Source organism: Yaniella halotolerans DSM 15476 (assembly GCF_000420805.1).
Classification (GTDB): domain Bacteria; phylum Actinomycetota; class Actinomycetes; order Actinomycetales; family Micrococcaceae; genus Yaniella; species Yaniella halotolerans.
Window position 1 is genome coordinate 1,272,956 of the sequence record NZ_ATVQ01000001.1, and the last position, 22,475, is coordinate 1,295,430.

Annotated in this window: 20 protein-coding genes; 11 read left to right on the plus strand and 9 right to left on the minus strand. The window is 57.5% G+C overall.

Annotated features, from left to right (window positions below):
• Positions 1 to 123: 123 nt before the first annotated feature.
• Positions 124 to 2,547 (plus strand): hypothetical protein, encoded by a 2,424-nt coding sequence (locus G583_RS0106155; protein WP_022870313.1) that lies wholly within the window; start codon positions 124 to 126, stop codon positions 2,545 to 2,547.
• On the opposite strand, the gene G583_RS0106160 is transcribed toward G583_RS0106155, so the two are convergent.
• From G583_RS0106160 to G583_RS0106175, 4 genes are all read right to left on the minus strand, one after another.
• A complete protein-coding gene (locus G583_RS0106160; protein WP_022870314.1) occupies positions 2,544 to 2,786 on the minus strand; it encodes a hypothetical protein in 243 nt (80 codons plus the stop codon). The genes G583_RS0106155 and G583_RS0106160 overlap by 4 nt on opposite strands.
• A gap of 45 nt (positions 2,787 to 2,831) precedes the next feature.
• Positions 2,832 to 3,497: a response regulator gene (locus G583_RS0106165; RefSeq protein WP_022870315.1), complete on the minus strand. Its 666-nt coding sequence runs from the start codon at positions 3,495 to 3,497 to the stop codon at positions 2,832 to 2,834.
• 92 nt (positions 3,498 to 3,589) lie between these two features.
• Complete coding sequence (locus tag G583_RS0106170) at positions 3,590 to 4,849, minus strand: sensor histidine kinase (protein ID WP_022870316.1); 1,260 nt, start codon at positions 4,847 to 4,849, stop codon at positions 3,590 to 3,592.
• A 56-nt stretch (positions 4,850 to 4,905) separates the two neighbouring features.
• Positions 4,906 to 5,928 (minus strand): nitronate monooxygenase, encoded by a 1,023-nt coding sequence (locus G583_RS0106175; RefSeq protein WP_022870317.1) that lies wholly within the window; start codon positions 5,926 to 5,928, stop codon positions 4,906 to 4,908.
• A gap of 162 nt (positions 5,929 to 6,090) precedes the next feature.
• Between G583_RS0106175 and G583_RS16785 the strand changes: the two genes are divergently transcribed.
• Both G583_RS16785 and G583_RS0106185 read left to right on the plus strand, forming a co-directional pair.
• Complete coding sequence (locus G583_RS16785; protein ID WP_022870318.1) at positions 6,091 to 6,549, plus strand: ParB family protein; 459 nt, start codon at positions 6,091 to 6,093, stop codon at positions 6,547 to 6,549.
• A gap of 105 nt (positions 6,550 to 6,654) precedes the next feature.
• Entirely contained in the window at positions 6,655 to 8,355 is a 1,701-nt protein-coding gene (locus G583_RS0106185) for a carbon starvation CstA family protein (RefSeq protein ID WP_022870319.1), read from the plus strand.
• Positions 8,356 to 8,402: 47 nt separating this feature from the next.
• Here G583_RS0106185 and G583_RS0106190 read toward each other — a convergent pair whose 3' ends face one another.
• The gene (locus tag G583_RS0106190; protein ID WP_022870320.1) at positions 8,403 to 10,304 is read right to left on the minus strand and encodes an HNH endonuclease signature motif containing protein; all 1,902 of its coding nucleotides are present in this window, start codon (positions 10,302 to 10,304) and stop codon (positions 8,403 to 8,405) included.
• Positions 10,305 to 10,684: 380 nt separating this feature from the next.
• Entirely contained in the window at positions 10,685 to 11,440 is a 756-nt protein-coding gene (locus G583_RS14700) for a FadR/GntR family transcriptional regulator (protein ID WP_022870321.1), read from the minus strand.
• Positions 11,441 to 11,557: 117 nt separating this feature from the next.
• On the opposite strand from G583_RS14700, the gene G583_RS14705 reads away from it, so the two are divergent.
• Together G583_RS14705 and G583_RS0106205 are read left to right on the plus strand one after the other, a co-directional pair.
• The gene (locus G583_RS14705) at positions 11,558 to 12,424 is read left to right on the plus strand and encodes a carbon-nitrogen hydrolase family protein (RefSeq protein ID WP_022870322.1); all 867 of its coding nucleotides are present in this window, start codon (positions 11,558 to 11,560) and stop codon (positions 12,422 to 12,424) included.
• 1 nt (position 12,425) lies between these two features.
• Positions 12,426 to 13,769 carry an APC family permease gene (locus G583_RS0106205; RefSeq protein WP_022870323.1) on the plus strand — a complete coding sequence of 448 codons (1,344 nt, stop codon included), beginning with the start codon at positions 12,426 to 12,428 and terminating at the stop codon, positions 13,767 to 13,769.
• Here the strand turns inward: G583_RS0106205 and G583_RS0106210 are convergent.
• Positions 13,766 to 14,347, minus strand: coding sequence for a HEAT repeat domain-containing protein (locus G583_RS0106210; RefSeq protein WP_022870324.1), 582 nt, complete (start codon positions 14,345 to 14,347; stop codon positions 13,766 to 13,768). The two genes, G583_RS0106205 and G583_RS0106210, sit on opposite strands and share 4 nt — an antisense overlap.
• A 42-nt stretch (positions 14,348 to 14,389) precedes the next feature.
• Here G583_RS0106210 and G583_RS14710 point away from each other — a divergent pair, with 42 nt between their 5' ends.
• From G583_RS14710 to G583_RS14720, 6 genes are read left to right on the plus strand one after another with little or no spacing between them, the layout of a single operon-like run.
• A complete protein-coding gene (locus tag G583_RS14710; RefSeq protein WP_022870325.1) occupies positions 14,390 to 15,349 on the plus strand; it encodes an acyl-CoA thioesterase in 960 nt (319 codons plus the stop codon).
• Between the two features lie 12 nt (positions 15,350 to 15,361).
• Entirely contained in the window at positions 15,362 to 17,089 is a 1,728-nt protein-coding gene (locus G583_RS0106220; protein WP_022870326.1) for an ABC transporter ATP-binding protein, read from the plus strand.
• A complete protein-coding gene (locus G583_RS14715; protein ID WP_022870327.1) occupies positions 17,082 to 18,857 on the plus strand; it encodes an ABC transporter ATP-binding protein in 1,776 nt (591 codons plus the stop codon). Before G583_RS0106220 ends, G583_RS14715 begins: the two co-directional genes overlap by 8 nt.
• The gene (locus G583_RS0106230; protein ID WP_022870328.1) at positions 18,854 to 19,732 is read left to right on the plus strand and encodes a CPBP family intramembrane glutamic endopeptidase; all 879 of its coding nucleotides are present in this window, start codon (positions 18,854 to 18,856) and stop codon (positions 19,730 to 19,732) included. The genes G583_RS14715 and G583_RS0106230 overlap by 4 nt, the downstream gene beginning before the upstream one ends.
• A 7-nt stretch (positions 19,733 to 19,739) precedes the next feature.
• The gene (locus tag G583_RS0106235) at positions 19,740 to 21,062 is read left to right on the plus strand and encodes an MATE family efflux transporter (RefSeq protein WP_022870329.1); all 1,323 of its coding nucleotides are present in this window, start codon (positions 19,740 to 19,742) and stop codon (positions 21,060 to 21,062) included.
• Positions 21,063 to 21,079: 17 nt separating this feature from the next.
• Positions 21,080 to 21,673: a hypothetical protein gene (locus G583_RS14720; RefSeq protein ID WP_022870330.1), complete on the plus strand. Its 594-nt coding sequence runs from the start codon at positions 21,080 to 21,082 to the stop codon at positions 21,671 to 21,673.
• Here G583_RS14720 and G583_RS0106245 read toward each other — a convergent pair.
• Both G583_RS0106245 and G583_RS0106250 read right to left on the minus strand, forming a co-directional pair.
• Positions 21,670 to 22,023, minus strand: coding sequence for an NAD(P)/FAD-dependent oxidoreductase (locus tag G583_RS0106245; protein WP_245540580.1), 354 nt, complete (start codon positions 22,021 to 22,023; stop codon positions 21,670 to 21,672). The genes G583_RS14720 and G583_RS0106245 overlap by 4 nt on opposite strands.
• A 20-nt stretch (positions 22,024 to 22,043) precedes the next feature.
• Entirely contained in the window at positions 22,044 to 22,307 is a 264-nt protein-coding gene (locus G583_RS0106250) for a hypothetical protein (protein ID WP_022870332.1), read from the minus strand.
• Between the last annotated feature and the right edge of the window lie 168 nt (positions 22,308 to 22,475).

The window sequence follows — 22,475 nt, forward strand, 5'->3', positions numbered from 1 at the left end:
TGGTCGTTGAGCAAATCACCAGCCGGGAGGATCTTGACGCTATAGACTCGTCCAAAAGGATGAGACGTAAGATGGAGATTCCTATCCCCACCCCGCTAGCACCACCTTTTGACGAGGCCTGACATGTCACAGCAACCGCCACCACCCCCACCGCTTCCAGCAGTTCTGCGAGGCATTCCAGCGCAAGCGTGGACCCGAGCACTGCTGATCGTCGTCGTATTCTTTGCCGGGAGTGTAGTCATGGCCGGCAGTATCGCGGGTCTGCTGACCGTCGGCATGAATGCAGCTTTCGGAAACGGTGCCGCTGGGGAATTTGCTGAGTTGGTCGGATCCAGTTGGATTGTGCTGACCTTCCAAATACTGGCCATGGGGTTCTTATCGCCGTTGTCCATGGGCGTAGATTTTTCAGACTTTGGGATGTTTGCAGCGGGTGGCTCCCTGTTTCTGGTGCCCTGGTGGGTGCCGATCGGCGGGCTGATCGCGGTTGCCGCCACCCAGCGATTCCTCGGGGGCAACCTGCGTGCTCCGCGTACCGGGGTCCGGTTCCTCATGGCCGGAGTTGCAGGCTTGCTGTTTGCCGGGATCGTCACGATTCTTGCGGCGGTGATACGCTTCAGAGTTGTTGAAAATAACGAGCTCTTCGGGATCGCGATGTGGGCCCATGCGGCTTCGCTCCCAGGATTTCTGGTTGCGGCACTACTCGTCGGGTGTATCACCTATGTGCTCTTCCTGCCGCGGCGTGGGAAAGTCGTCGAACGTGCGATGACGGTATTAGCGGCGGTCTGGGAACACGTCATCGTCGTCTCGGGCCTGGCCGCGGTGGCCACTGTGATTGCGCTGCTCAGCCAGGGTGATACCCAGGATCTGGTGCCGATCGTGGCGCTGTTGCCGTCGGTTGGGTTCCTGATGTTCTCGCTCATGCACTTCATTCCAGCCTCAGCAACAGGACATGAAGAGCTCACGGGGAACGCCGAACACCAGTCGATCACCATATTCGAGGCCCCTGCGGTGGTCTGGATCACCGTGATACTCGTGGTTCTGCTGGCGCTGTGCGTCAGCGCGTTTCGTTGGACCCTACGCACCCGATTCCATGCTCATGCCGGGTGGGCGTGGCTCGCGCTGCCCGTTACCTACCTGCTGGTGGGGATCCTGCTGACAGCCGGCAACGGCATGTACTTCTCGATGTTTGCCGAGGGGGAGGGCCTGCGGTTTAGTGTGAGCTCGGCTGTGTGGGGCTTCCTCATCTGGCTGGTGCTCGGCGCGATCGTTCAGCTGTTGGCCGTGTACGTGATGCCCGGACTCGCGCAACGATTCCCAGCCTCAGTCGTGCGGGTTCTTGGCTTGGGACTGACAGTTCCACGGTCGCAACCGGTCGAGCCCCGCCGACCCATGCAGCGTAAAACCAAGGTGCTGTTGTGGACCAGCTTGGGTGTGGTGGCTCTGGCCGCAGTCGCCTGGATAACCCACACGGTGCTGGGTCGAACGGTATATGGTCCTGAAGAAACCGCGGAAGCATATTTGCAGGCTGTGGTGGACGGCCGCGCTGATGATGCCCTGGAATTACTGGGCCCGAATGTTACCGACCAGCAACGTGCACTGGCCACCGACGAGGTATATCAGCAAGCAACTGATCGGCCGGATCGATTCGAACTTGGCGACGTCGATTTTCGACAAGACCAGGTCAACGACGCCGTGATGCAAGCGACCATATATCAGTCGGGCAAGGCGTATCCGATCGAACTGGGCCTGGCGAAGGCCGGTACTCAGGCCGGGGTCTTTGACGATTGGGAACTGCGTTCCGGGGATGTCGCCGGGGGCGCAATGTACCTGTCGGGGCCATCCCACCTGACCGTCAACGGTGTCGAAGTCGAGGTTGAACCGTTTGATCCGTCCGGTGAGACCGCGTCGTCCAGCAGCGACATCGATCCGGTACTGGATAAAACTGAATTCGTCGGACAGATTCTGCTGCCCGGCACGTATACATTCGCCGCACCGGAGGGTAACGAGTATCTTTCTCACGGAGATGATCTGGAACTGACGATTACCCCCGGCGAATTTTCCGAAACCCCTATTGAATTCAACCAGCGTTACACCGAGGCGTTCGAAACCGATGTGATCGCAGAGGTGGAGCAACGTCTGGAAGCTTGCGTGGCTAACGAGACGATTCGTATCGACGATTGCGACGCGGCTAGTTGGGAAGATACCGGGTGGAACGCCATGACGAATATACAGCGGACGTGGGCCACCACCCCCGAGGTTGAGCTGGTCCCCGCCGAGACGGAACCCTACGCCGACGGTTCGGACATCACCGACTCCTCCGGACCGGTAGTTGCTCGTATTGTCGAAGGGGATATCACGGTGACTTACGAGGTTCGTGATGACGAGGACCAAGACTGGAGCGAACGGGAACGGACCTATCCACCGTTTGGTGGCTGGGGCGATGCGATGGAATTTCCTGTCACCCTGAATGGCGACGAAATCCAGATCGACTACTCGGCACTGGATGAGCCCAATCCGTCCTGGCTCAGCCAAGAATTCCGGGACTAGCTGCCCTCGGCATCGTCCTTGAACGCGTTGACCACCAAGAAGGCCACGGCAATACCGACCAACACCACACCAACACTGAACGTTGGGACTGAGAACGTTCCGGTGAAAAAGTTGATCGCCAGCGACGAGCCCAAGACCAGTGCGCCGATGACCAACATGATAGTCATGCCGACCGTGGCCGGTTTTGCGCGGCGTGGGTTTTCTAAATCTTTGTCGTCTAATCCTCTGCGTGGTTCCATAGGGCCATTATCGCCCGCCACTGCGCGCTAGACAATTTCAGTGACTTAGACGATACCGGTGCGGTAGGCCAGCACCACGGCCTGCACTCGGTCACGAGCCCCCAGTTTCGTCAACACTTTGCCCACGTGCGTTTTGACAGTGGTGGCCGAGACAAACAGTTTCGCCGCGATCTCGGTGTTTGATAACCCCTCGGCCATGGCTTCCAACACCTCACGTTCACGAGCAGTCAGTGTGGCTAGAGCCGCCAGCTCGGCGTCGTATTCCGCCGACGGCGTCGAACGTTTCGGGGTCACCAGGTGTTCGAGCAACCGTTTCGTCGTCGAGGGTGCAATCACCGCATCGCCGTGGAACACCGAAGTGATGGCGCCGAGAAGCTGCTCCGGTGGCGCATCCTTGAGCAGGAAGCCGCTGGCTCCGGCGTCTATCGCGTCCAGGGCATACTCGTCGAGGTCAAACGTCGTCAGCACAATAATTTTGAGGGCCCCATTGTGCTCCAGTAACCCCTTGGTTGCGGCAATCCCGTCCATGACGGGCATTCGAACATCCATCAGGACGACGTCGGCGGCTCGGATATGTGCCGAATGCACGGCTTCCTGGCCATTGGATGCCTCACCGGTAACCGTCATATCGTCCCGGGAATTCACGAGCATCGACAGCCCGGAACGGATAAGCTGCTGATCGTCGACGATGGCCACTTTGATGGGTTGCATGGAGTCAATCCTCGCAGGTGGACTGTGGAATATGAGAGTCTAGCGGTTGGGTGCGGCAGTGCTGGTAGTCGCTATGCATATCTGGGCGAAGCCTAAATAGTTTGATAGGGCAGTTGCGCGTGGACCCGGAATCCGCCGCTTGCTTTCGGACCGGCTGAAAGCGTGCCGTCATACAGTGCGGTGCGTTCTCGCATGCCCACTAACCCCTGACCGGCGTTATCGGTTTCGGCTGCCCCAATGCCGTCGTCTTCAACCGTGACTGAGACCCCTGAATTCCACCACCGCAGTGTCACGGTAGCGGTCGCATCGGGTCCAGCGTGCCGGGCGACATTGGTGAGGGCTTCCTGAGTGATGCGATACAGCACCAGTTCTGCCCCGTCGGCCATTTGGTGTTGGGGCTCACCGCTGCGATACAACTCGACCCGCATGCCGGCTAACCGTATCGTGGCAATCAGCTCGTCGATATCAGCAAGGCCGGGTTGCGGAGAGGTTGCGGCGGCATCGGTATCACGCAGCACACCGAGAAGCCGGCGCATCTGGTCGAGTGCGTCCCTGCCGGTTTCTGCGATGGTGCCCAGAGTGCGCGCAGCGATTTCTGGATCAGCTCTTGCTGCGTAACGCCCGCCGTCCGCCTGCGAAATCATCACTTGCAAAGAATGCGCGACGATGTCGTGGAGCTCCCTGGCAATCCTGTTGCGTTCGTCAGCGGCAGCCAGTTCGCGTTCTTGACGAGCCTCAATGCGCAGCTGCTCTGTCCGGGCCTGCAGGGTTTCCATCCGGACGCGCCGGGTGCGCTGGACGTTGCCGATTGCCCAGAACAGCACCACCAGTGCAATGACAGGGATGCTAACCGGCAGCGCGTAGAACGCCCCGGACGGTTCGATCAGTTCACCTTCCGAATACGACCCTTCACCCCAGAAATGTGGCAGCATCGTTGCTTCTGCGGCGTAGAGCACCGCTCCCACGAGCGCAGTACAGAACCCGGCAATCGATGCCCAACTCGGGGCCAAATGGGCGAGATTCTGGACGGTCAGCACCACCATAATCATCGACGGCAGCAACTCGGGCCCAAGCACCAGGTGAATCAGCGAGCCGACCACCACGAGGGCAGCTGAGGCTACCGGATTCGTCCGACGGATAACCCACGGTGCCATATGCAGCACCAGAATAGTCACGACGACGGTTCGCAGCGCCCAGTTAGGCCAGTTGTACACGAGCATGGGGAAGGTCGCCGACGTCATCGACCCGGCAGAGGTCACCAGCAACAGCCCCAATAGCGGCAGAATGATGAGCCCATCGGCGAGCCGAGGATATGTGCGCCACCACGTGACAATGCGGTCAAAAAACTTCACGGCACCAACCCTATGCGGCAGTGCTGGCCAGTCGCATCATCCTCTGGGACGATTCGTTAGGATGCCAACCAGTCAATAATTTCGACGGCGCTACCGGTGCGGGCCTGCAAATACCCGGTGCCGGCGAACAGGTGGGTCGAACGTGGATCACGAGCCTCGATGGCCGCGCGCTTGATTGGCACGGTCAGCGCATTGACTTCCGGATATGCGGCCGGGGCATCCAGCGACATCAGCTCATTGACCAGCGATCGTGAAACCCGCCCCGAGTACACACGCGTCAACTGTGTGATCCCCGAACGATCGGTGCGCAACATGTACCGGTGCAGTGCGTTGCTGCCGGCCTCATCGGTCAATAACAGTGCGGTCCCTACCGCAGCCGCCGATGCACCGTGGGCCTGTACTTTGTGCACATCCTCCGGCGTCATAATGCCACCCGCTGCAACAAAGGGAATATCGACGACGGCGTTTACCGCGTCCAATAGTTCGGGCAGTTCCAGGGTTTCGGGTGTGCCCAATGGGTCATGCACCGAACGGTGCCCACCAGCTTCGGGCCCCTGTACAACCAAAAAGTCGGCGCCGTGGTCCGCGGCATTGCGGGCTTCAGCCGCCGAGGTCACCGTCACGCCAACCTGGGTGTCGGACTCATGCAGCTTCTGGAACACCTCTGGGCCGGGAAGTCCAAAGGTAAAGGACACGATTGGCCACTCGACTGCCGCCTCAAGTTTGGCATCCCAGTCGTCCGACACATCTGCGCCGGCTTGTTCAACGGTCGGGAGCTCAACGTCCAACCGTTCGGCAAACGGCAGGAGTTCGTTGCGAAATGCCGTCAGCTTTTCGGCACGTCCTTGCTGACTCTTCGCGACATCGACCGCAGTGTTGGCCGCATCCGGGACAAACAGGTTCACGCCCACGTCACCGCTTGAGGCCACCGAACGAAAATCTTCGGCCAAGCGTGCAGCGGTTTTATTGCCGCCTCCGAGAAATCCGAGCGCTCCCGTGGATGCCACCGCGCGAGCTAGTTCATTGGACGACGGTCCGCCGGCCATTGGTGCGGCAACGATTGGATGACGAAATTCCATGATCTATCCTTAGCAGTTCGGCAATAACCCCCACTCTAGAACGATCCCCGCCTGAACCGAAGTCACAACACCACACCGACGCCGCCTGTGCCAACCAGGATCGTTCAACACCTAGAGTATTAACCGACCACACACGCCATCGATCATGACCACGGGTGAAACATGTCTGAGGGACATCACGAAACGCTGTTTGACCTTGAACCGGCCGAACCCGCCGCACCGGCGGAGCCCACCGTTGAAGCAGCGGATGATACCGAGCACCAAGGTGCCTTCGACATTGGTATTTCCATCCCCGAACCGTTTACGGAACCGGATGAGGATGCGGCCGACGACGTCGAAGAGCCCGCCGCTGAAGTGGTCGAAGAAGTGTTGCAGAACCCGGAAACTGCGCCTCGCAAACACCCCAATAAGGTGAGTTTCTACCAGGAACCCGAGGATACCGCCCGACTGCGTGGCGCTGTCCTGCATACCATGGTCCCCGAGGGACACCGTTCACTCAGCCAGTTCGTGATCCGTGCGGTCATGACAGAAGTGCAGCGCCTCGAAGAAAAGTACAACGGCGGTAAACCTTTCCCCGCGGTGGCGGCAAATGAAATGCCACAAGGACGCCCACATAGCTAATCAACCTGGTGTCTGACGTGGTGGAATCACACAGCTGTAGTGACACGGATCATGACGTTGACTAAAGTGTGCTAGACACATCACTCACCGTGAAGGAGTCTGGCAATGCAGTCCTTAGTAATGGCTGTGGTGGGCATAGTCATGATGTTGCTTGGGTATTTTCTCTACTCCAAGTTTCTAGCAAAACGGGTATTTAAACTGAGCCCGGACTATCAAGCACCATCACATAAGTACCAGGACGGAATCGATTACGTTCCGACCAATAAATGGGTTTTGTGGGGACACCACTTTACCTCCGTTGCAGGTGCCGCGCCGATCGTTGGACCCGCTGTCGCAGTGATCTGGGGTTGGCTGCCCGCGTTTTTGTGGGTCACGTTGGGCACCGTGTTTTTCGCAGGCATGCATGACATGGGCGCCCTCTGGGCTTCGGCCCGTCACAAAGGGCGTTCGATCGGTACGCTTTCTGGCCGATACATTGGCGGTTCGGGACGCATCTTGTTCCTTGTCGTCATCTTTTTCTTGTTGTTGATGGTCAACGCGGTCTTTGCTGTGGTCATCGCAGATCTGCTCATCTCTACACCGACGGCGGTCATCCCGGTCTGGGGTGCGATCGCGGTTGCGTTACTGATTGGGCAGGCCATTTACCGGTTGAAGTGGAATCTTCCGATCGTCTCGATCGTCGGTGTTGGTGCGCTGTACGGGTTGATTATCTTGGGAGACCGATTCCCGGTTGCATTGCCAGAGACCATCATGGGTATGTCCTCCGCGGCGTTCTGGATTATTGTCCTCTTTCTGTATGCAGGAATTGCTTCGATGTTGCCGGTGTGGATGCTTCTGCAGCCTCGTGATTACATTAATGGGTTGCAGCTGTTCGTTGGTCTGGGCTTGCTGTACCTGGCAGTCTTCATTTCAAACCCAACTGTTGTCGCACCGGCGGTCAATCAAAATGTTCCTGAAGGCACGCCCGGGATTATGCCGCTGTTGTTCGTGACGGTTGCGTGTGGGGCGATTTCGGGTTTCCACGGTGTGGTGTCATCGGGTACTTCGTCCAAGCAGTTGGATAAGGAACCGGATGCCAGATTGGTTGGGTATTTCGGTGCCGTGGGTGAAGGTCTGTTGGCCTTGGGCACGATCATCGCTACGACGTCGGGCTTTGCCACTCTGGCGGCTTGGGAGGAAGTGTATTCGGCATTCAACGAGGGTGGTGCTGGTGCATTTGTCACTGCCGGCGGGGGTATTCTCAACGCTGGTTTGGCTATTCCAGAGAGTCTGGCAGCTACGATTTTGGCAACCATGGCTGTCCTGTTTGCTGCCACAACGATGGATACGGGCGTTCGGCTGCAGCGCTTTGTCACAGCTGAGATTTTCGAGTTGTTCGGTGTCAAACTCAGCGTTTTCGCGGCTACGTTGATCACGCTGGTGACTGGCTTTGGTTTGGCGTTCTCTGCCGGCGGTGATGGTCGAGGCGGCATGATCATTTGGCCGTTGTTCGGTACCACGAACCAGTTGTTGGCAGCGCTGACTATGTCGATCCTGGTCATTATCTTGTTGCGCACCAAGCGTCCTGCGTGGCCGGTGCTGATCCCGTTGATCTTCGTGTTCTTCGTGTCGATGTACGCGGCGATCATCCAGCTGGGAACCTTTATCGCTGATGGTCAGTGGCTACTCGTAGTGATCGATGTGATCATCTTGATTGCTGCGGTGTGGGTCGTGTTGGCTGCGGTCAGCAGTATGGTTCGTACTCGACATCAGCCGTTGGATCTGGACGCAGAGATGGATGATATCGAAGCGGGAACCTCGGTCTAGTCATACACAGAACCAGCGGTCAGATTTGGCCGCTGGTTCTGTGTTCCCTAACCGTTCCAGTACAGATTTCGCAGGAGGGGCTGATACGGGTCGACCCATGCTGCGGGCTGGAAATACGTGATGCCGTTGATTTTTCTGATGCGCCATTTGCCATTGTGAATATCAGCGTGGTGCCGCGAGCAAACGGTGATTCCGTTGTGCTCGTTTGTTAGTCCCTGATTGCACCATTCTTTGCAATGGTGGCATTGGCAGTAGGTGGCCTGGATCGTACAACCTGGTGCTTGGCAGCCTTTATCCCTGGCGAAGATTGCTTTGCGCTGTGCTGTCGTGAACATCCGTTTGGTGCGATATTCGTGCAGAACGATGTCCTGTCCATTCCAAATTTGGCCCGTGAGTTCCGTATCACAGAGTGCCTGGGCAGCATTCTTCGGGTGGATCGGCCCCACGTTGACCCCTTCGGACTGATACGGAGTCCAGGGCACTGGACTGACGTGCCCGGTATAGATATCGTCTGACCCAGTATGTTCTACGAATACTTGTGTCTCGTGCTTGTCTGGATTGGGCCGTTTGATCACCGTCGGCAGTATGCCGCCTGGCCCGTGGGGTCGTCGCACTGCCTCTGGCAGCCCTGGCAAACCTAAGGTGGCATAGGCTGTCTGGATATCTTGAACGATTACAAGTTTTGCAGGCGAACCGTGAGCAGATTTTGCAGTAGCATCTTTCGGCGACATGCTCATGACCGAATACAAGGCGCCGAGCAGAATGGCACCGGCTCGTTCAGCTCGCGAAAGCAGGTCCATGGTGCTGATTTCTTCAGCGCTGTAAGTGTTTCCGGTTGCGTCCTCAGCGACTATTTCTTCCGCCTCAGTTGGTTGCTGCTCGTCCTCTGCGTTACTGTCGGAGTTTTCGTGGTCCGCTTGGTCAGCTTTTGCGTCAGCCGCTGCTTTGTAGAGATTGTCGATATTGTCTGGCAGCAGGGGAGTGTCGCCTTTAAAATTGAGGTTCGTATTCAGGAATTCCTTGAGGAATGCACCCCAGGACGGGTCCATATGCATAGAGGCCGTCGTCGATCCGTCTTGGTGTGATTTCAGGCGAAGCGCGTTGTCTGGTTTCTTGCGCAGGACCTCAGAAGGAGGTGGCCCATCAGCATCAATGTGGTGAGCGATCATCTCTATCAAACGGTGTTTACTTTGGCTGATCTCTTCAGGTGTGGAAGATGTTGCGGCTTCGACCAACATGGGTTCAACTGATCGAACGATCTCGTCTTTATACGCGGGCGTATGACCGGACTCGATCGCGTATTTCGTGAGGTCTTGGTCCATGGAGATAAAGCGGTCAAGATTTTCAGAAGGGACCAAGCCCTGTGCGAATGCCGTAGCCATTTTCGGCATTTTTGGAGCATCTCCGGGCAGGGTGGGACTCACGTCGGAACCATGTGTGACGAATTGAGCGCGGCTGAGTATCTTGTCGGCTTTGCCGCTCGACATCTTCATAGTTTGCCGAAAGAAATCCTTGGGGGCTTTAAATGCCTGGATACCTTCTGGTGTGCCGAGGTAGGCGCTCGGATCTTTCTGCGCGACCTCAAGTTTGCGTGCAAGGTTCGCCATATCAGCTTCCGTTGATCGCTCATGCTGCGAGATCATCACGGCAATGGTCTGTAGCGTGTCTTCGACGTTTTCTGGTGGTACCGGCGCAGGTCGTTCGTCAGTTGCATGCTGTTTCTGCTTCGATGCTGAACTGTATCCTGACCAATCGTCGCCGGGGGCCTTGTCGAACGTTGCCAGTTCATTCACCGCATGTGGGGAGGCAAAACGCTCCGAAAATTTCTGGCCAAAGAAGGCTTTTGCCAACGCCAATTCACCTAAGGACATGTCGTCGACTGCATCGCCGTTTATTGCATCGAGGAGTACCGCAGAGCTGATATCCGGTGGGACCAGGGTTTGCGCCACGGCAGCGTCCTTCCTTTTTGTGAGGGGCGGATGAGGAATATCTCGACTAATAGGAATTGGGAGCGTCTGATGTTCCTTTTATTTTACCGAAAACCAGGTAAACAATCAATGATTTTGAGGTATTTTAATAAGTTTTGTTGAACTTAATTAACGTTGGATGCATCCTAATATCAGGTAAACCTATTAGCGTGTGGTAAATATCGTATTTTGTGGATAACTGTGGTGCCTTGTTCTGAGTATCCACATTTAGCTCCCGACCAGGTTTCGGGTGCGTCCAGGTGGCCTTTCCGGCCTCGTGGGCAGGCATTCAAGAGGCGGGTGTGGGGTTGGCTAGGGAGGTCGCGAGCGGCGTTAGCGAGGTGCGGTGAAGTCTCCAGCTGCTATGTATCGTTGACTTTTGTTAGGCCAATGAACATTTCGTTTCGCAGGGCTCCCACGTGTCGTTGGGTGATTTGGGCGGCTCTTATCGCGTCGTTCGCCCGAAACGCCTCAATGAGCTCCCTGTGTTCGTCGATGCGCGGTTGAATTTTTTCCATAGGGTACGGCACGAAATAGTGATGAAGTGTGTGGTAGGTGTCGAGGTAGGCGTCCAATTCTAGAAGTCGCGACATGTGAGCGCAGTGGCGGTGAAACTGCACATCGTATTTATGGTGCTCATACCAGGTCGTCGATGCTTCAGATTTTTCGGTTAGCACTTCAAGCTTCTGGCAGTCGCTCTCCGTGGCATGCTGGGCTGCGGCAAGCATGATTGTGGTTTCCATAAGTGAGCGCTGGTCTATCAGCAGTCGAACAACCGAGGCAGCTGAGTGGTACGCGTCCGTCGCGTCCCCGGATTCTGCTGGGATCTCGGTGGCGACAAACGTTCCGCCATACCGTCCACGTTTGCGCACGAGGACATGTTCATTGACAAGCTGCTCCAGAGCGCGCCGGGCGGTGGCTTTCGAGACCTCGAGGCCAGCAGCGATGTCGTTGAGGTGAGGTAGTTTCGTGCCCGGTGGGAGCAAGTCTGAGTCAATGGAAAGACGGATTCTCGCGCGGACTGTGTCGACTGCGGACAGTCTGGTGAGTGCTTTTGCTCCAGGGGATGCGTGCAGCACTTCCGAAGTTGAGTGGTGTTGGGGCGCGACGTCGTCCATGATCTCAGTCTAACGAGTTGAGCGCCTTCGTTGACTTAGGCTTGTGATGTGCCTTATATTGTTCAAAATGAGCGTATTAAAATTTGGCTCTGAGAATTTTGAAAGGACGTTGCCGTTATGCGTTTCAAGGTGGCGCTAGCACAACGCAAGCCGATTTTTGAGGAAGACCCGGTAGAGGCCTTCGCGCGCGATGTCGCCAAGACTCTTGCGAGGTATCCAGAAACGGGCATGTTGGTGTACCCCGAATTGCATTTGCACGGGACCGAGTACCTTCCTGAGGAACTGAGAGACCAGGCTGAGAGAGCGCGAGCGGTTGAGCTGGACTCGGAACTGGTTCGTGATCTCGGGGGAATCGCCAAGCGGTATGCGATTTGGCTGTGTCCAGGATCGATCGGCGAAATGGTAGGCGACGAATTTTATAACACGCAGTTACTTTTCAATCCAAGCGGGGAACTTGTAGCGCATTACCGCAAGATGTTTCCGTGGCGTCCCTTTGAACCACACGAGTACGGCACAGAATTTGTTGTGGTTGAAACGGATCTTGGACGGGCAGGGCTTTCGAATTGTTATGACGCGTGGTTCCCGGAGCACTCTCGTCATCTGGGGTGGTTTGGTGCTGAGTTTGTCCTGAACATTGTGAAAACTATCAGCCCTGACAGGGAACAAGAGCTCATTCTGGCCAAAGCGAACGCCATCGTGAATCAAAACTATATGCTGTCAGTCAATTGTGCTGCACCTGTTGGCAGGGGGCGCACTATCGCTGTGGACCCAGAGGGCTATGTGCTTGGTGAACTTGGTGATGATGAGGACACCTTGGTCGTCACCATTGACACTGATCGCTTAGCTCGTGTCCGTGAGGTTGGTACCCGCGGGACGAACCGTCTGTGGCACCAATTGGATGGTGGCAAAAGAGACATAAAACTTCCCATGTATCAGGGCAGACTGAGCCCAGATACTTTTAGACCGAAACGAGATAGAACATAATATGGCACAGCAGACTCTGGTTCGTTCTCTGAACCTTCGCTCCTTGGTTGTCTTCGGCCTGGCGTATATGACGCCGTTAATCGTGATTGGTACGTTTGGGGTGATCGCATCGATTACCTCTGGGGCATCAGCCGGTGCATATGCTTTAGCCACGGCCGCTATGCTTTTTACTGCGCACTCATATGCCCGTATGGCGAGCGTCTACCCAATTTCAGGGTCGGCATACACCTACGTCCGAGCCACTATGGGGGCAAAGCCAGGATTCATGGTGGGCTGGATGACGCTGCTGGATTACCTGTTTTTACCGATGGTGATTTGGTTGATCGGTGGCTCATATTTGCAAGCTCAATTTCCCGCCATCCCGTTAGCCGTGTGGATCATTATTTTTATCGTGGTCACTACGGTTGTGAATGTTGTTGGGATGCGAGTAGCCGACAAAGTTAATGTGGTCCTAATGACATTCCAAGCACTGGTGTTGGTGCTCTTCGTGTTGTTTTCTATTGTGTCGGTCACAAGCGACGGCGGTCTGGCCTCTGTTTTCTCGATTGCTCCTTTTCTTGGTGAAGCTGGCGAAGCTACTCCGGTTGTAGCCGGTGCTGCGGTAGCAGCATACGCGTTTCTTGGTTTCGACGCTGTCACTACTATGTCCGAGGAAACGATCGAGCCGCGCAAGACCGTCCCGAAAGCCATTATGCTGATCGCGTTGATAGGTGGGGGCATATTCGTTGTTGTCTCGTATGCCGTGCAACTGGTCCATCCGGGTGGGGTCTTCGAAAACGTGGATGCTGCAGGTTTCGAAATCGCGACCCGAATCGGCGGGGCAGCTTTCGCGGCAGTCTTCATCGCGGCGCTGGTGATCGCACAGTTTACTTCGGGCATCGCGGCTCAAACTGCAGGGTCGCGACTACTGTATGCAATGGGGCGCGATAGAGTCATGCCGAGAATTCTCTCAAGACTCGCCCCCAGATTTGCCACCCCTGTTGTTGCAATTGTTGCCATCGGCCTGGTGGGGCTCATCGCATTGGCGATGGATGTCACGACTTCGACTTCCTTCATTAACTTCGGTGCGTTTATCTCATTTGCCATGGTCAATGTTGCAGTACTGGTGTATTGGTCACAGCGCAGGCGTGCGGGCGAATCCCTCAGCTCACTCGCGTGGGTTGTAGCTCCGTTACTCGGTGTCGTCGTCGTGCTGACGTTGCTGACACAGCTGGACATCCACGCTATTACCTTGGGAATAGCGTGGATGGTGATCGGTGTGATTGTTCTCGCGGTACTTACACGAGGATTCCGTGTCAATCCGCCAGAGACAGTAGATGAGTTAGGTGAAAAACTAGAAGTTTAGTACCTCGAAGCGATGGCCAGATCAGGACGGTTGTGACGTTTTGAGATCTCGTCGAGTGCGTCCTCGGCGGCGGCAGCTAGCACCGTGTTTGGATCCATGACGAGTCGCTGCAGACGGTCAATAGCGACGTCATGCTGCGGGGTGGCGGTCGCACCGATGGCGTTGGCGGCAGCAACACGAACCTGCGGATAGGCGTCATTGGCCAGGAGCGCGACTAGGTCGTCGACCATTGTGAGTTCGTGGTGGCCTACGAGTTCGGCGGCGACTTCGCGAACCTGCCATTCGTCGTCGGTAAGTGCGCCTTGGACGGCGTCGGTGGCTTTGTGGTGCCAGGCGTGGAGGAGTGCTTGGCCGGCCCAAACGCGACCCATATAGACTTCGATGGCATCCATACCGCCCAAGAGTTTGATGTCAGGATCGGATTCGGCGCCCGGCGTAGTCTGGCCGGACAGGAGTCGCATGGCCCAGTCGACGAGGGTGGTGTACCCCAGTGTTTCAACGGCGTTGGCGATTCGCACGGTCACGGGTTTAGCAAAGTGATCCGGAGTATTGGAGGAAGGCTGTGAAGAAAAGGACATGCGTCTATTGTGCACACAAGATCAAGTGGTAGTTTAGGAATTATGCGCTCGCGAAGTTCCATTACGTTACACTTCCGGGCTGAAGCGTACGATCATCCTTCGGGCTACGTGGACGCCGGTACGGTTATGAGCTGGTTGGATAAAGCCGGTTACGCTACTGCCGCTACTTGGGCTGCCACGAATGTAGTGGCCACCTATATCGGAAATATGCGATTCGGCCATCCGGTACCCGTTGATACGCAGATCGCGGCCCAGGCCAGACTTATTTACACCGAGGAATCGCGGGTGCATGTTCAGGCTCGGTTGGCGTTACCTGATGTTTTGGGTGCCGACGGCGAGCCGACCGTGGCTACGTGGGTGGTCATTGTCTACGAAGCCGTTGACGCCCAGGGCGAGCCAAAACAGGTCAAGAAGTGGGAGCCTCGCACGGATGCGGGGCATCGTCGTCGTGAAGTCGCTGCTATTCGCTCCATTGAACATACCCGCGGTGAAGAGTCGCTGGGACAAGTGTCATTTCCTGACGCGTCCGAAACCACCGCCGAAGTTGTTCTGCTGTGCTTCATTGCCCACGCCGCGAGCGTGACCCCCGGATTCCGATTGCAGGGCGGTACCCTGATGAACTGGCTCGATGAGGCGGCCTACGTGTGTGCTTCGCGTTGGGCCGGCAAACCCACGGTCGCAGTTTTTGCAGGTGGCGTGCAGTTTTACCACGGCGTATATGTGGGCGATATCGTCGAAATTGAAGCCCGCGTTGTCCACACCACAGAGCGCTCGATCTATTTGGTAGTCCGCGCCTGGTCGGGTAAAGCGCACGACCGTGACCTTCACCAGGTCGCCCAGTCGATTGCGATCATGGTCGTCGCCGGTGATGGCAAGGCTGAACCTGTTCCGGGCTGGCAACCGCAAACCGATGCGGAGAAGCAGCTGCAGCGTCATGCAATTGATCTGGTCACCCTGCGCAACCGCAACGTTTATGAATGGTCTACGGTAGAAATTCCGTAAGAGGAACCCAACTTGCTCAAACTCCTGGCGCGCTTCGGCCGCCCCTATCTTGGCCACATCCTGGCCGTGATCGCGCTGCAACTGCTCACAGTCGGTGCTATCCTGTTTTTACCCGCACTAAACGCCCAAATCATTGACGACGGTATTGCCACCGGAGACACCGGGGTAATTTGGAACCTGGGTGGCATCATGCTGGCCGTGGCGTTTGCGCAACTCGCCGCCGCGATCGCCTCGGTATGGTTCGCTGCCCGATCGGCTATGTCTATCGGACATGATCTGCGTGCCGCAATCTTCCGGCGGGTTTCTGGGTTCTCGTCGTACCAAATGTCGCAGTTTGGCCCGGCAACGCTCATCACCCGCGCCACCAACGATGTGCAGCAGTTGCAAATGGTCACGCTCATGTCGCTGAGCATGCTGGTCATGGCGCCGATCATGGCGGCCGGCGGAGTGGTCATGGCGTTGCGCGAAGATGCCGGACTCAGCTGGCTCGTCTGGGCTGCGGTGCCGGTGATCGTCGTCATTATGGTCGGTGCTGGGCTCAAGATGATGCCGCTGTTCCGGCAGATGCAGGAAGCCATTGACGACGTGAACCATACCCTGCGCGAGCAAATTACGGGAATGCGTGTGGTCCGGGCGTTTGTGCGCGAAGACTACGAAGCCAAGCGCTTCACCAAGGCCAACCAGCATCTGGCCGATTTGGCGGTGGGCGTCGGCAAGATTTTTGTGCTGCTGTTTCCACTCATCTCGTTGGTGCTGCACATCGCCACGGCAGCGGTCCTGTGGTTCGGTGGAATGCGAGTAGCCGATGGACTGGTCGAAGTCGGCTCGCTGACGGCGTTCATGCAGTACCTGTTGCAAATTCTGATGGCCGTCATGATGGCCACCATGATTTTCCTCATGATCCCGCGAGCGATGGTTGCGGCCAAACGCATCAACGAAGTGCTAGCGACCGAACCCGAACTCACCGAGGGCACCCGCGAGGCCGACGACGTGGCAGGTCACCTCGAGTTTAAGAACGTCAGTTTTTCGTATCCCGGTGCCGACGAACCGGTGCTCGAGGATATTTCGTTCACCGCAGCGCCCGGACAGACCATCGGGATTATCGGGTCCACGGGGTCGGGCAAAACCACGCTGTTGAACCTCATTCCGCGGCTGATCGATACCAGTGCGGGCCAGGTGTTGATCGACGACGTCCCGGTCGCCGAATACAGCCGCGCCGCCCTGTCCAAGGTCGTGGGTATGGTGCCCCAAAAGGCTTACCTGTTCTCGGGGACCGTGGCCTCGAACGTACGCTTCGGCGCTCCAAACGCCTCAAACGACGACGTGTGGCACGCACTGGAAACCGCGCAGGCCCGCGATTTTGTGATCGCACGAGAAACCAACGGCGCCACCGGACTGGAATCGACGATTGCCCAGGGCGGTACCGATGTTTCGGGCGGGCAACGTCAACGGTTGGCGATCGGTCGCACCCTTGCCGCCGCCCCGAAGATCTACGTATTTGACGACTCGTTTTCAGCGCTGGATGCCACCACGGATGCAGCCCTACGTGATGCCCTGGCCGAACAGCTGAGCCACGCAACCATTCTGATTGTGGCGCAACGTGTGGCCACCATCCAAGACGCCGACCACATTCTGGTCATGGAACACGGCCGCATCGTCGACGCCGGCACACACGATTACCTGAGCGAAACCAGCACCGTGTACCAACAAATCGTTGCATCGCAGGTGGGCCATGTCTGAAACCACTGATCCCGGCCGCAAGGCCAATGCTTTCTGGCCGTCAGCGCTGCGCCTGCTGAAGGTTTTTGCACCGTATAAACTCCAGCTAATGACGGCCGTCGTGGTAACTGTCGTCTCGGTGGTGCTGCAGGTGTGGGCGCCGTTGATCCTTGGTGAGGCCGTCAACGTGCTCTTCCACACCGACGGTATCGATTTCGCTCGCCTGGGCGAACTCATCGCGCGTGTGCTCGCCATGTACGTCGTCGCGATGGCCCTGATGTGGTTGCAGGGGCGCATTCTGATCATTATTGGTGTGCGCATTACCTACCTGCTGCGTCAGGACGTCGAACGCAAAATTCACCGGGTGCCGAGTAACTGGTTCGATGGCACACAGCGCGGCGATTTGCTGTCACGCACCACCAACGACGTCGACAATATTCAAAACGCACTGCAACAAACCGTGTCGTCGCTGCTCAACGGACTGTTGACAATCATCGGTATCACCATCATGATGTTTGCGATCTCGTGGCGGTTGGCGTTGATCGCGTTGATTGCAGTACCGATTGCTGCTCTCGTTGTGGGCATTATCGGCAAGCGAGCCCAGAAACTCTTCTCGGCGCAGTGGGCCAATACGGGCAAACTTAACGGCCACGTTGAAGAAGCATTCACCGGCCACGAGGTCGTCACGCTGTTCAACCGCCAGGAGGCGATGAACGAAGAGTTCGCCGCCCGCAATGACGCCGTGTACCAGGCCAGCTATAAGGCGCAGTTCATTTCGGGCATGATCCACCCGATTATGCAGTGGGTGACGTATCTCGGCTACGTGGGCATCGCCGTGGTAGGTGCGCTGCAGGTGGCGGCCGGTCGGCTGCCGCTGGGCTCGGTCACCGCATTCATCCAGTACTCGCGAGAATTTAATCAGCCCCTGGGACAACTGGCGGGTCTGGCCAATATGATCATCTCCGCGGTGGCCTCGGCCGAGCGGGTCTTCGAATTCCTCGATGCCGAAGACGAAGACGATACTGACGGGGAACTAGACCAGGTTGTCGGCGCCGTCGAATTCCAGAACGTGGCGTTTGGCTACGGCGAGACGCCACTGATCACCAACCTCAATCTGCGGGTTGAACCCGGTCAGCTGGTGGCCATTGTCGGCCCCACCGGCGCGGGCAAAACGACCCTGGTGAACTTGCTGATGCGGTTTTACGACGTCGATGCCGGAGCCATCCTGCTCGACGGCACAGACATTTCGACGGTCTCGCGGGCACAGCTGCGCAAACCGATCGGCATGGTGTTGCAGGACGCCGTGTTGTTCTCGGGTTCGATCAAACACAACATTGCTTACAGCCGCCCCGATGCTACGGACGAGCAGATCATCGCTGCGGCACAGGCTGCGCGCGCTGATCACTTCATCAACCAGCTCCCGGAGGGTTACGACACCGAAATCAGTCTGGACGCCGATGCGATTTCGGCGGGTGAGCGCCAGTTGCTGACGATCGCCCGGGCATTCCTCTCTGACCCGCGCCTGCTGATTTTGGACGAGGCGACGTCGTCGGTTGATACCAGAACCGAAGCGTTGATTCAGGAGGCCCTGGCGAAACTACAACAGGGGCGCACCTCATTTGTTATCGCACACCGCCTGTCGACCATCCGCGCTGCCGATGTGATTGTGGTCATGGATCACGGCGATGTGGTCGAACAGGGGACACATGCGCAACTGGTGGCAGCCGGTGGAATGTACCATGACTTATACACCGCCCAAACCCAGCACAACCTTGAAGGAGGCCGGTGAGTAGCTACCCGACAGGATGGCCAGGCCAGTACCCCAACAGTGGTTGGCCGCAACCACAATCGCAACGGCGCGACAGAGCCTCGCACGCCGCCGATAAAACCGCCTCGAACCCCGGAAAATTTCACTGGGGCGATCTGTTTGCGCTGATCGTTTACATTGGCGGGTTTGTCCTCGGCGCCATGCTGCTGGTCTTCTCCATCCCGGGCGTGACCGAGTTTGGAGCCCAAGCGTATGGCCACGAGCCCATCTCCTTCGAAGAGGTCCTGAACCAGAATCCGATGCCGGGCTGGTTCTTGATGTATTCCAACGTGGTGCTCTACGGCATCACCGGGATCGTCATGCTGTTGGTATCGTGGCGACCATTTGTACAGTCCTTCCGCTGGTTCGCGAGCTGGTGGTGGGTCAAAGTCTTGCTCCTACCGGTCATCTGGCTGGCGACCCTGATGCTGACCTCGGCGCTATTGATGCTTTCCGGACAAGATCCCGATGTCTCGGCGAACCAGGAAGCAGTCGAGCAGGCTGCGGGTGAATCGTCACTGATCATCTCGATTGTCGTGATGGGGCTGCTCGGACCATTCGTCGAAGAGTACATTTTCCGTCACCTGCTGATCGGTAAACTCTCCCGTTGGATCCCGGTTTGGGTCACGGCGCCGGTCTCGATCATCGCGTTTACTCTGTTGCACTTCATCGGCGACCCGAATATGTCGATTGCCTCGGTATTGCCCTATGTTTCGATGGCGCTCGCCTTCACCGCGGTGTACCTGATTTCCAAGAAATCCTTCGCCTACGCCTGGCTCTCGCACGCCTTCAATAACGTGGTTTCCGTGGTGCTGCTGCATGTGACCACGATGGAAACGGCACTGGTGACCTTCTAGAGCCACCATGTCTACCTCATCGATGACCCGCCAGATTCTGTCGCTGGCGGTCCCGGCTTTCGGCGCGCTGATTGCCGAGCCATTGTTTTTGCTGGCAGATACGGCGATGATCGGTCGACTCGGGGCTGCAGAGCTCGCGGGAGTTGGGCTGGCTGCTGCGATCGTTCAAACGGTCACGGGCCTGCTGATCTTCCTGGCCTACTCGACCACCCCCGCCGTTGCGCGATTCCTCGGCGCCGGTCAGCTCGGCAATGCCCTGGCCCGCGGCCGCGATGGCATCTGGTTGGGGTTGGGGCTGGGCGCCGTCATCGGTGTGATCGGCTGGTATGCCGCACCGCTGCTGGAACATGTGGCCACCGACGACGCCGCACCTCACGCGATCGCCTATATGCAGTACTCGATGATCGGGCTACCCGCCATGCTCGCCGTTTTAGCCGCAACCGGCGTGCTGCGCGGACTCCAAGATGCCACCACCCCGCTGATCGTTGCCGGTGTGGGATTCGGCGTCAACATTGTGGCCAATTACGTGCTGATCTACGTGCTGCACTTGGGGGTCACCGGCTCCGCGATTGGTACTTCGGTTATTCAGTGGTTGATGTTCGCTACCTATGCGGTCATCCTGTTACCGCGCATGCGACACCACGGCGTGGGACTCAGACCAAAGACGGCGGGTCTGCGCGCTACCGCACAGGTGGGCTCTTGGCTCCTGGTCCGCTCGGCTTCACTGCGTGTCGCCGTGCTGGCCACCGTTTTGACCGCGACGTCACTGGGTACCGAAGTCCTGGCAGCACACCAAATCGTGTTCAACGTCTATTCGACCATGGCGTTTGCGTTGGACGCCCTGGCGATTGCCGCCCAGGCGCTTATTGGTAAAGAGCTGGGTGCTTCCAATGTTGCCGCGGTGCGCGCCTTGACCAAAATGATGATCCGTTGGTCCGTTGGCTTCGGTGTGCTGACGGGTATCTTATTGGGGATTGGAGCGTTCTGGCTGCCCCATATTTTCACCACCGATCCCAGTGTTGTCGCCGCGACCACCGCCGGGCTCATCGTCCTGGCGGTGTCACAACCATTATCGGGCTACGTCTTCGTGCTCGATGGCATCCTGATGGGTGCCGGCGATGCCAAATATTTGGGACTGGTGGGTATCGCCAATATCATCGTCTATCTGCCCGCGCTGGCAGGCCTAACCGTACTGGCCAATCAAACAACCCACATTGGGGCCGTGGCCTGGGTGTGGGTCGGATTCGCCGGAGTCTACCTCGCGGCGCGAGCGCTGGGCCTCTGGTTGCGTATTCGCCGTGACACGTGGATTCGAGTGGGCGCAGCATGACTAGAATAGGAACCGACATGAGCCAAAAAATAGACCTCGACACCACCGCCGTCATCTTCCGGCCCGTTCTGATTCGTGCCGGCGTGGCCGCACTGTTTGGTATCGCAACCTTCTTCATCCAAACGCCCTCCGACGCAGTCGTGAACTACGGCAGCGCAATCTTCTTCCTGTTTTCAGGATCCGCGATGTGGGAATACCTCCGTCGCGATCCGGTGCCCGAAGCTATGCGCACGCCGTTGTCACTGATGGCCGCCCTCTGGATGCTTGCCGCCCTCACGCTGGTGGGCGTCCAACTCGGTGGGGTGTCTCCGACCGTTACCTGGATTGTCATTGCCGCGGCTCTGGGACTCTCCGGTATCGCTGAACTGTGGGCCTTTGCGTGGCACAAAGTGTTTGGACCGGCACGTGACCACCTGATTGCCGGTATTGCTGGAATCGCGGTGTCCGGAATCTTGGTGTTCGTCCAGAACCTGGATTACCATCGGATCTTCGGCATCACCGGCACCTATGCTTTGGTTGTCGCTATTTTGGTTGGAATTTCCGGTATCGGGTACTGGCTGGATACCCGAAAAGCTGTGAAAGAAGAAGGCTACGTCCCGCCCGAGGCCTAGGCTGCCAGCGGGTGTTCGTCAGCCGTAATTTCTTTTACCACCCGGCGTGCTGCCGCACCACAGAACGCAAGCTGACGGACGAGGTTCTCCAGCCCCGGTTGGAACCCAGTGGCAGCAATCACGGCATCTACTTTCAAGGACGTACCGTCCACCAGCTGGACGTTCTCCTCCGTGAAACTCTCGACCGCTGTGAGGCCGCGGATGAATATTCGCCGCAAGAACCGCATTTGAGCATCGCCGATGCGGTCGGGGAGCTTCAGTATCAGCTTCAGACCAGGCAATACCCCGAGAATACGCGGTATGAGGTTCGGTGGGGTTCGTACCGCCATGCGGACACTGCGTGCGGCCACCGCGAGCTCACTGGCAATCTCTACGCCCGTCGTCCCCGCTCCGACCACACATCACCGTCGCGGTCGACGCGCTTGACGGCGAAGTCGGTGCGCACCCGGATGTGGTGGTGGGAGGCGAATTCTTCGAGATGCTGTACGAGTTCATCGGCGGTTGGAAATGTGCCAATGCTGCGCGGAAATCGGGCCCCCGGCATGGCCGAGGCACGACGTCCAGCAGTGAGGGCTAAAGCGTCCGGGCGCTTGCGCCACGATGCTGCCAGTGCTGACTCCCTTTCGTCACGCATGACGACCTCCGCACCTGGAGCAAAACATTTGGCAGCAATGTCGCTACCTCAGTTTTACGTCGGCATATATGGGAGCAACAAGGGACAACCACGAGTTTTCTGCGCAGAATTTCGCTCACAGCCGTCAGTTCTGTCCAGAGTTCTACGTGGTGTAAAACAACGACTAGA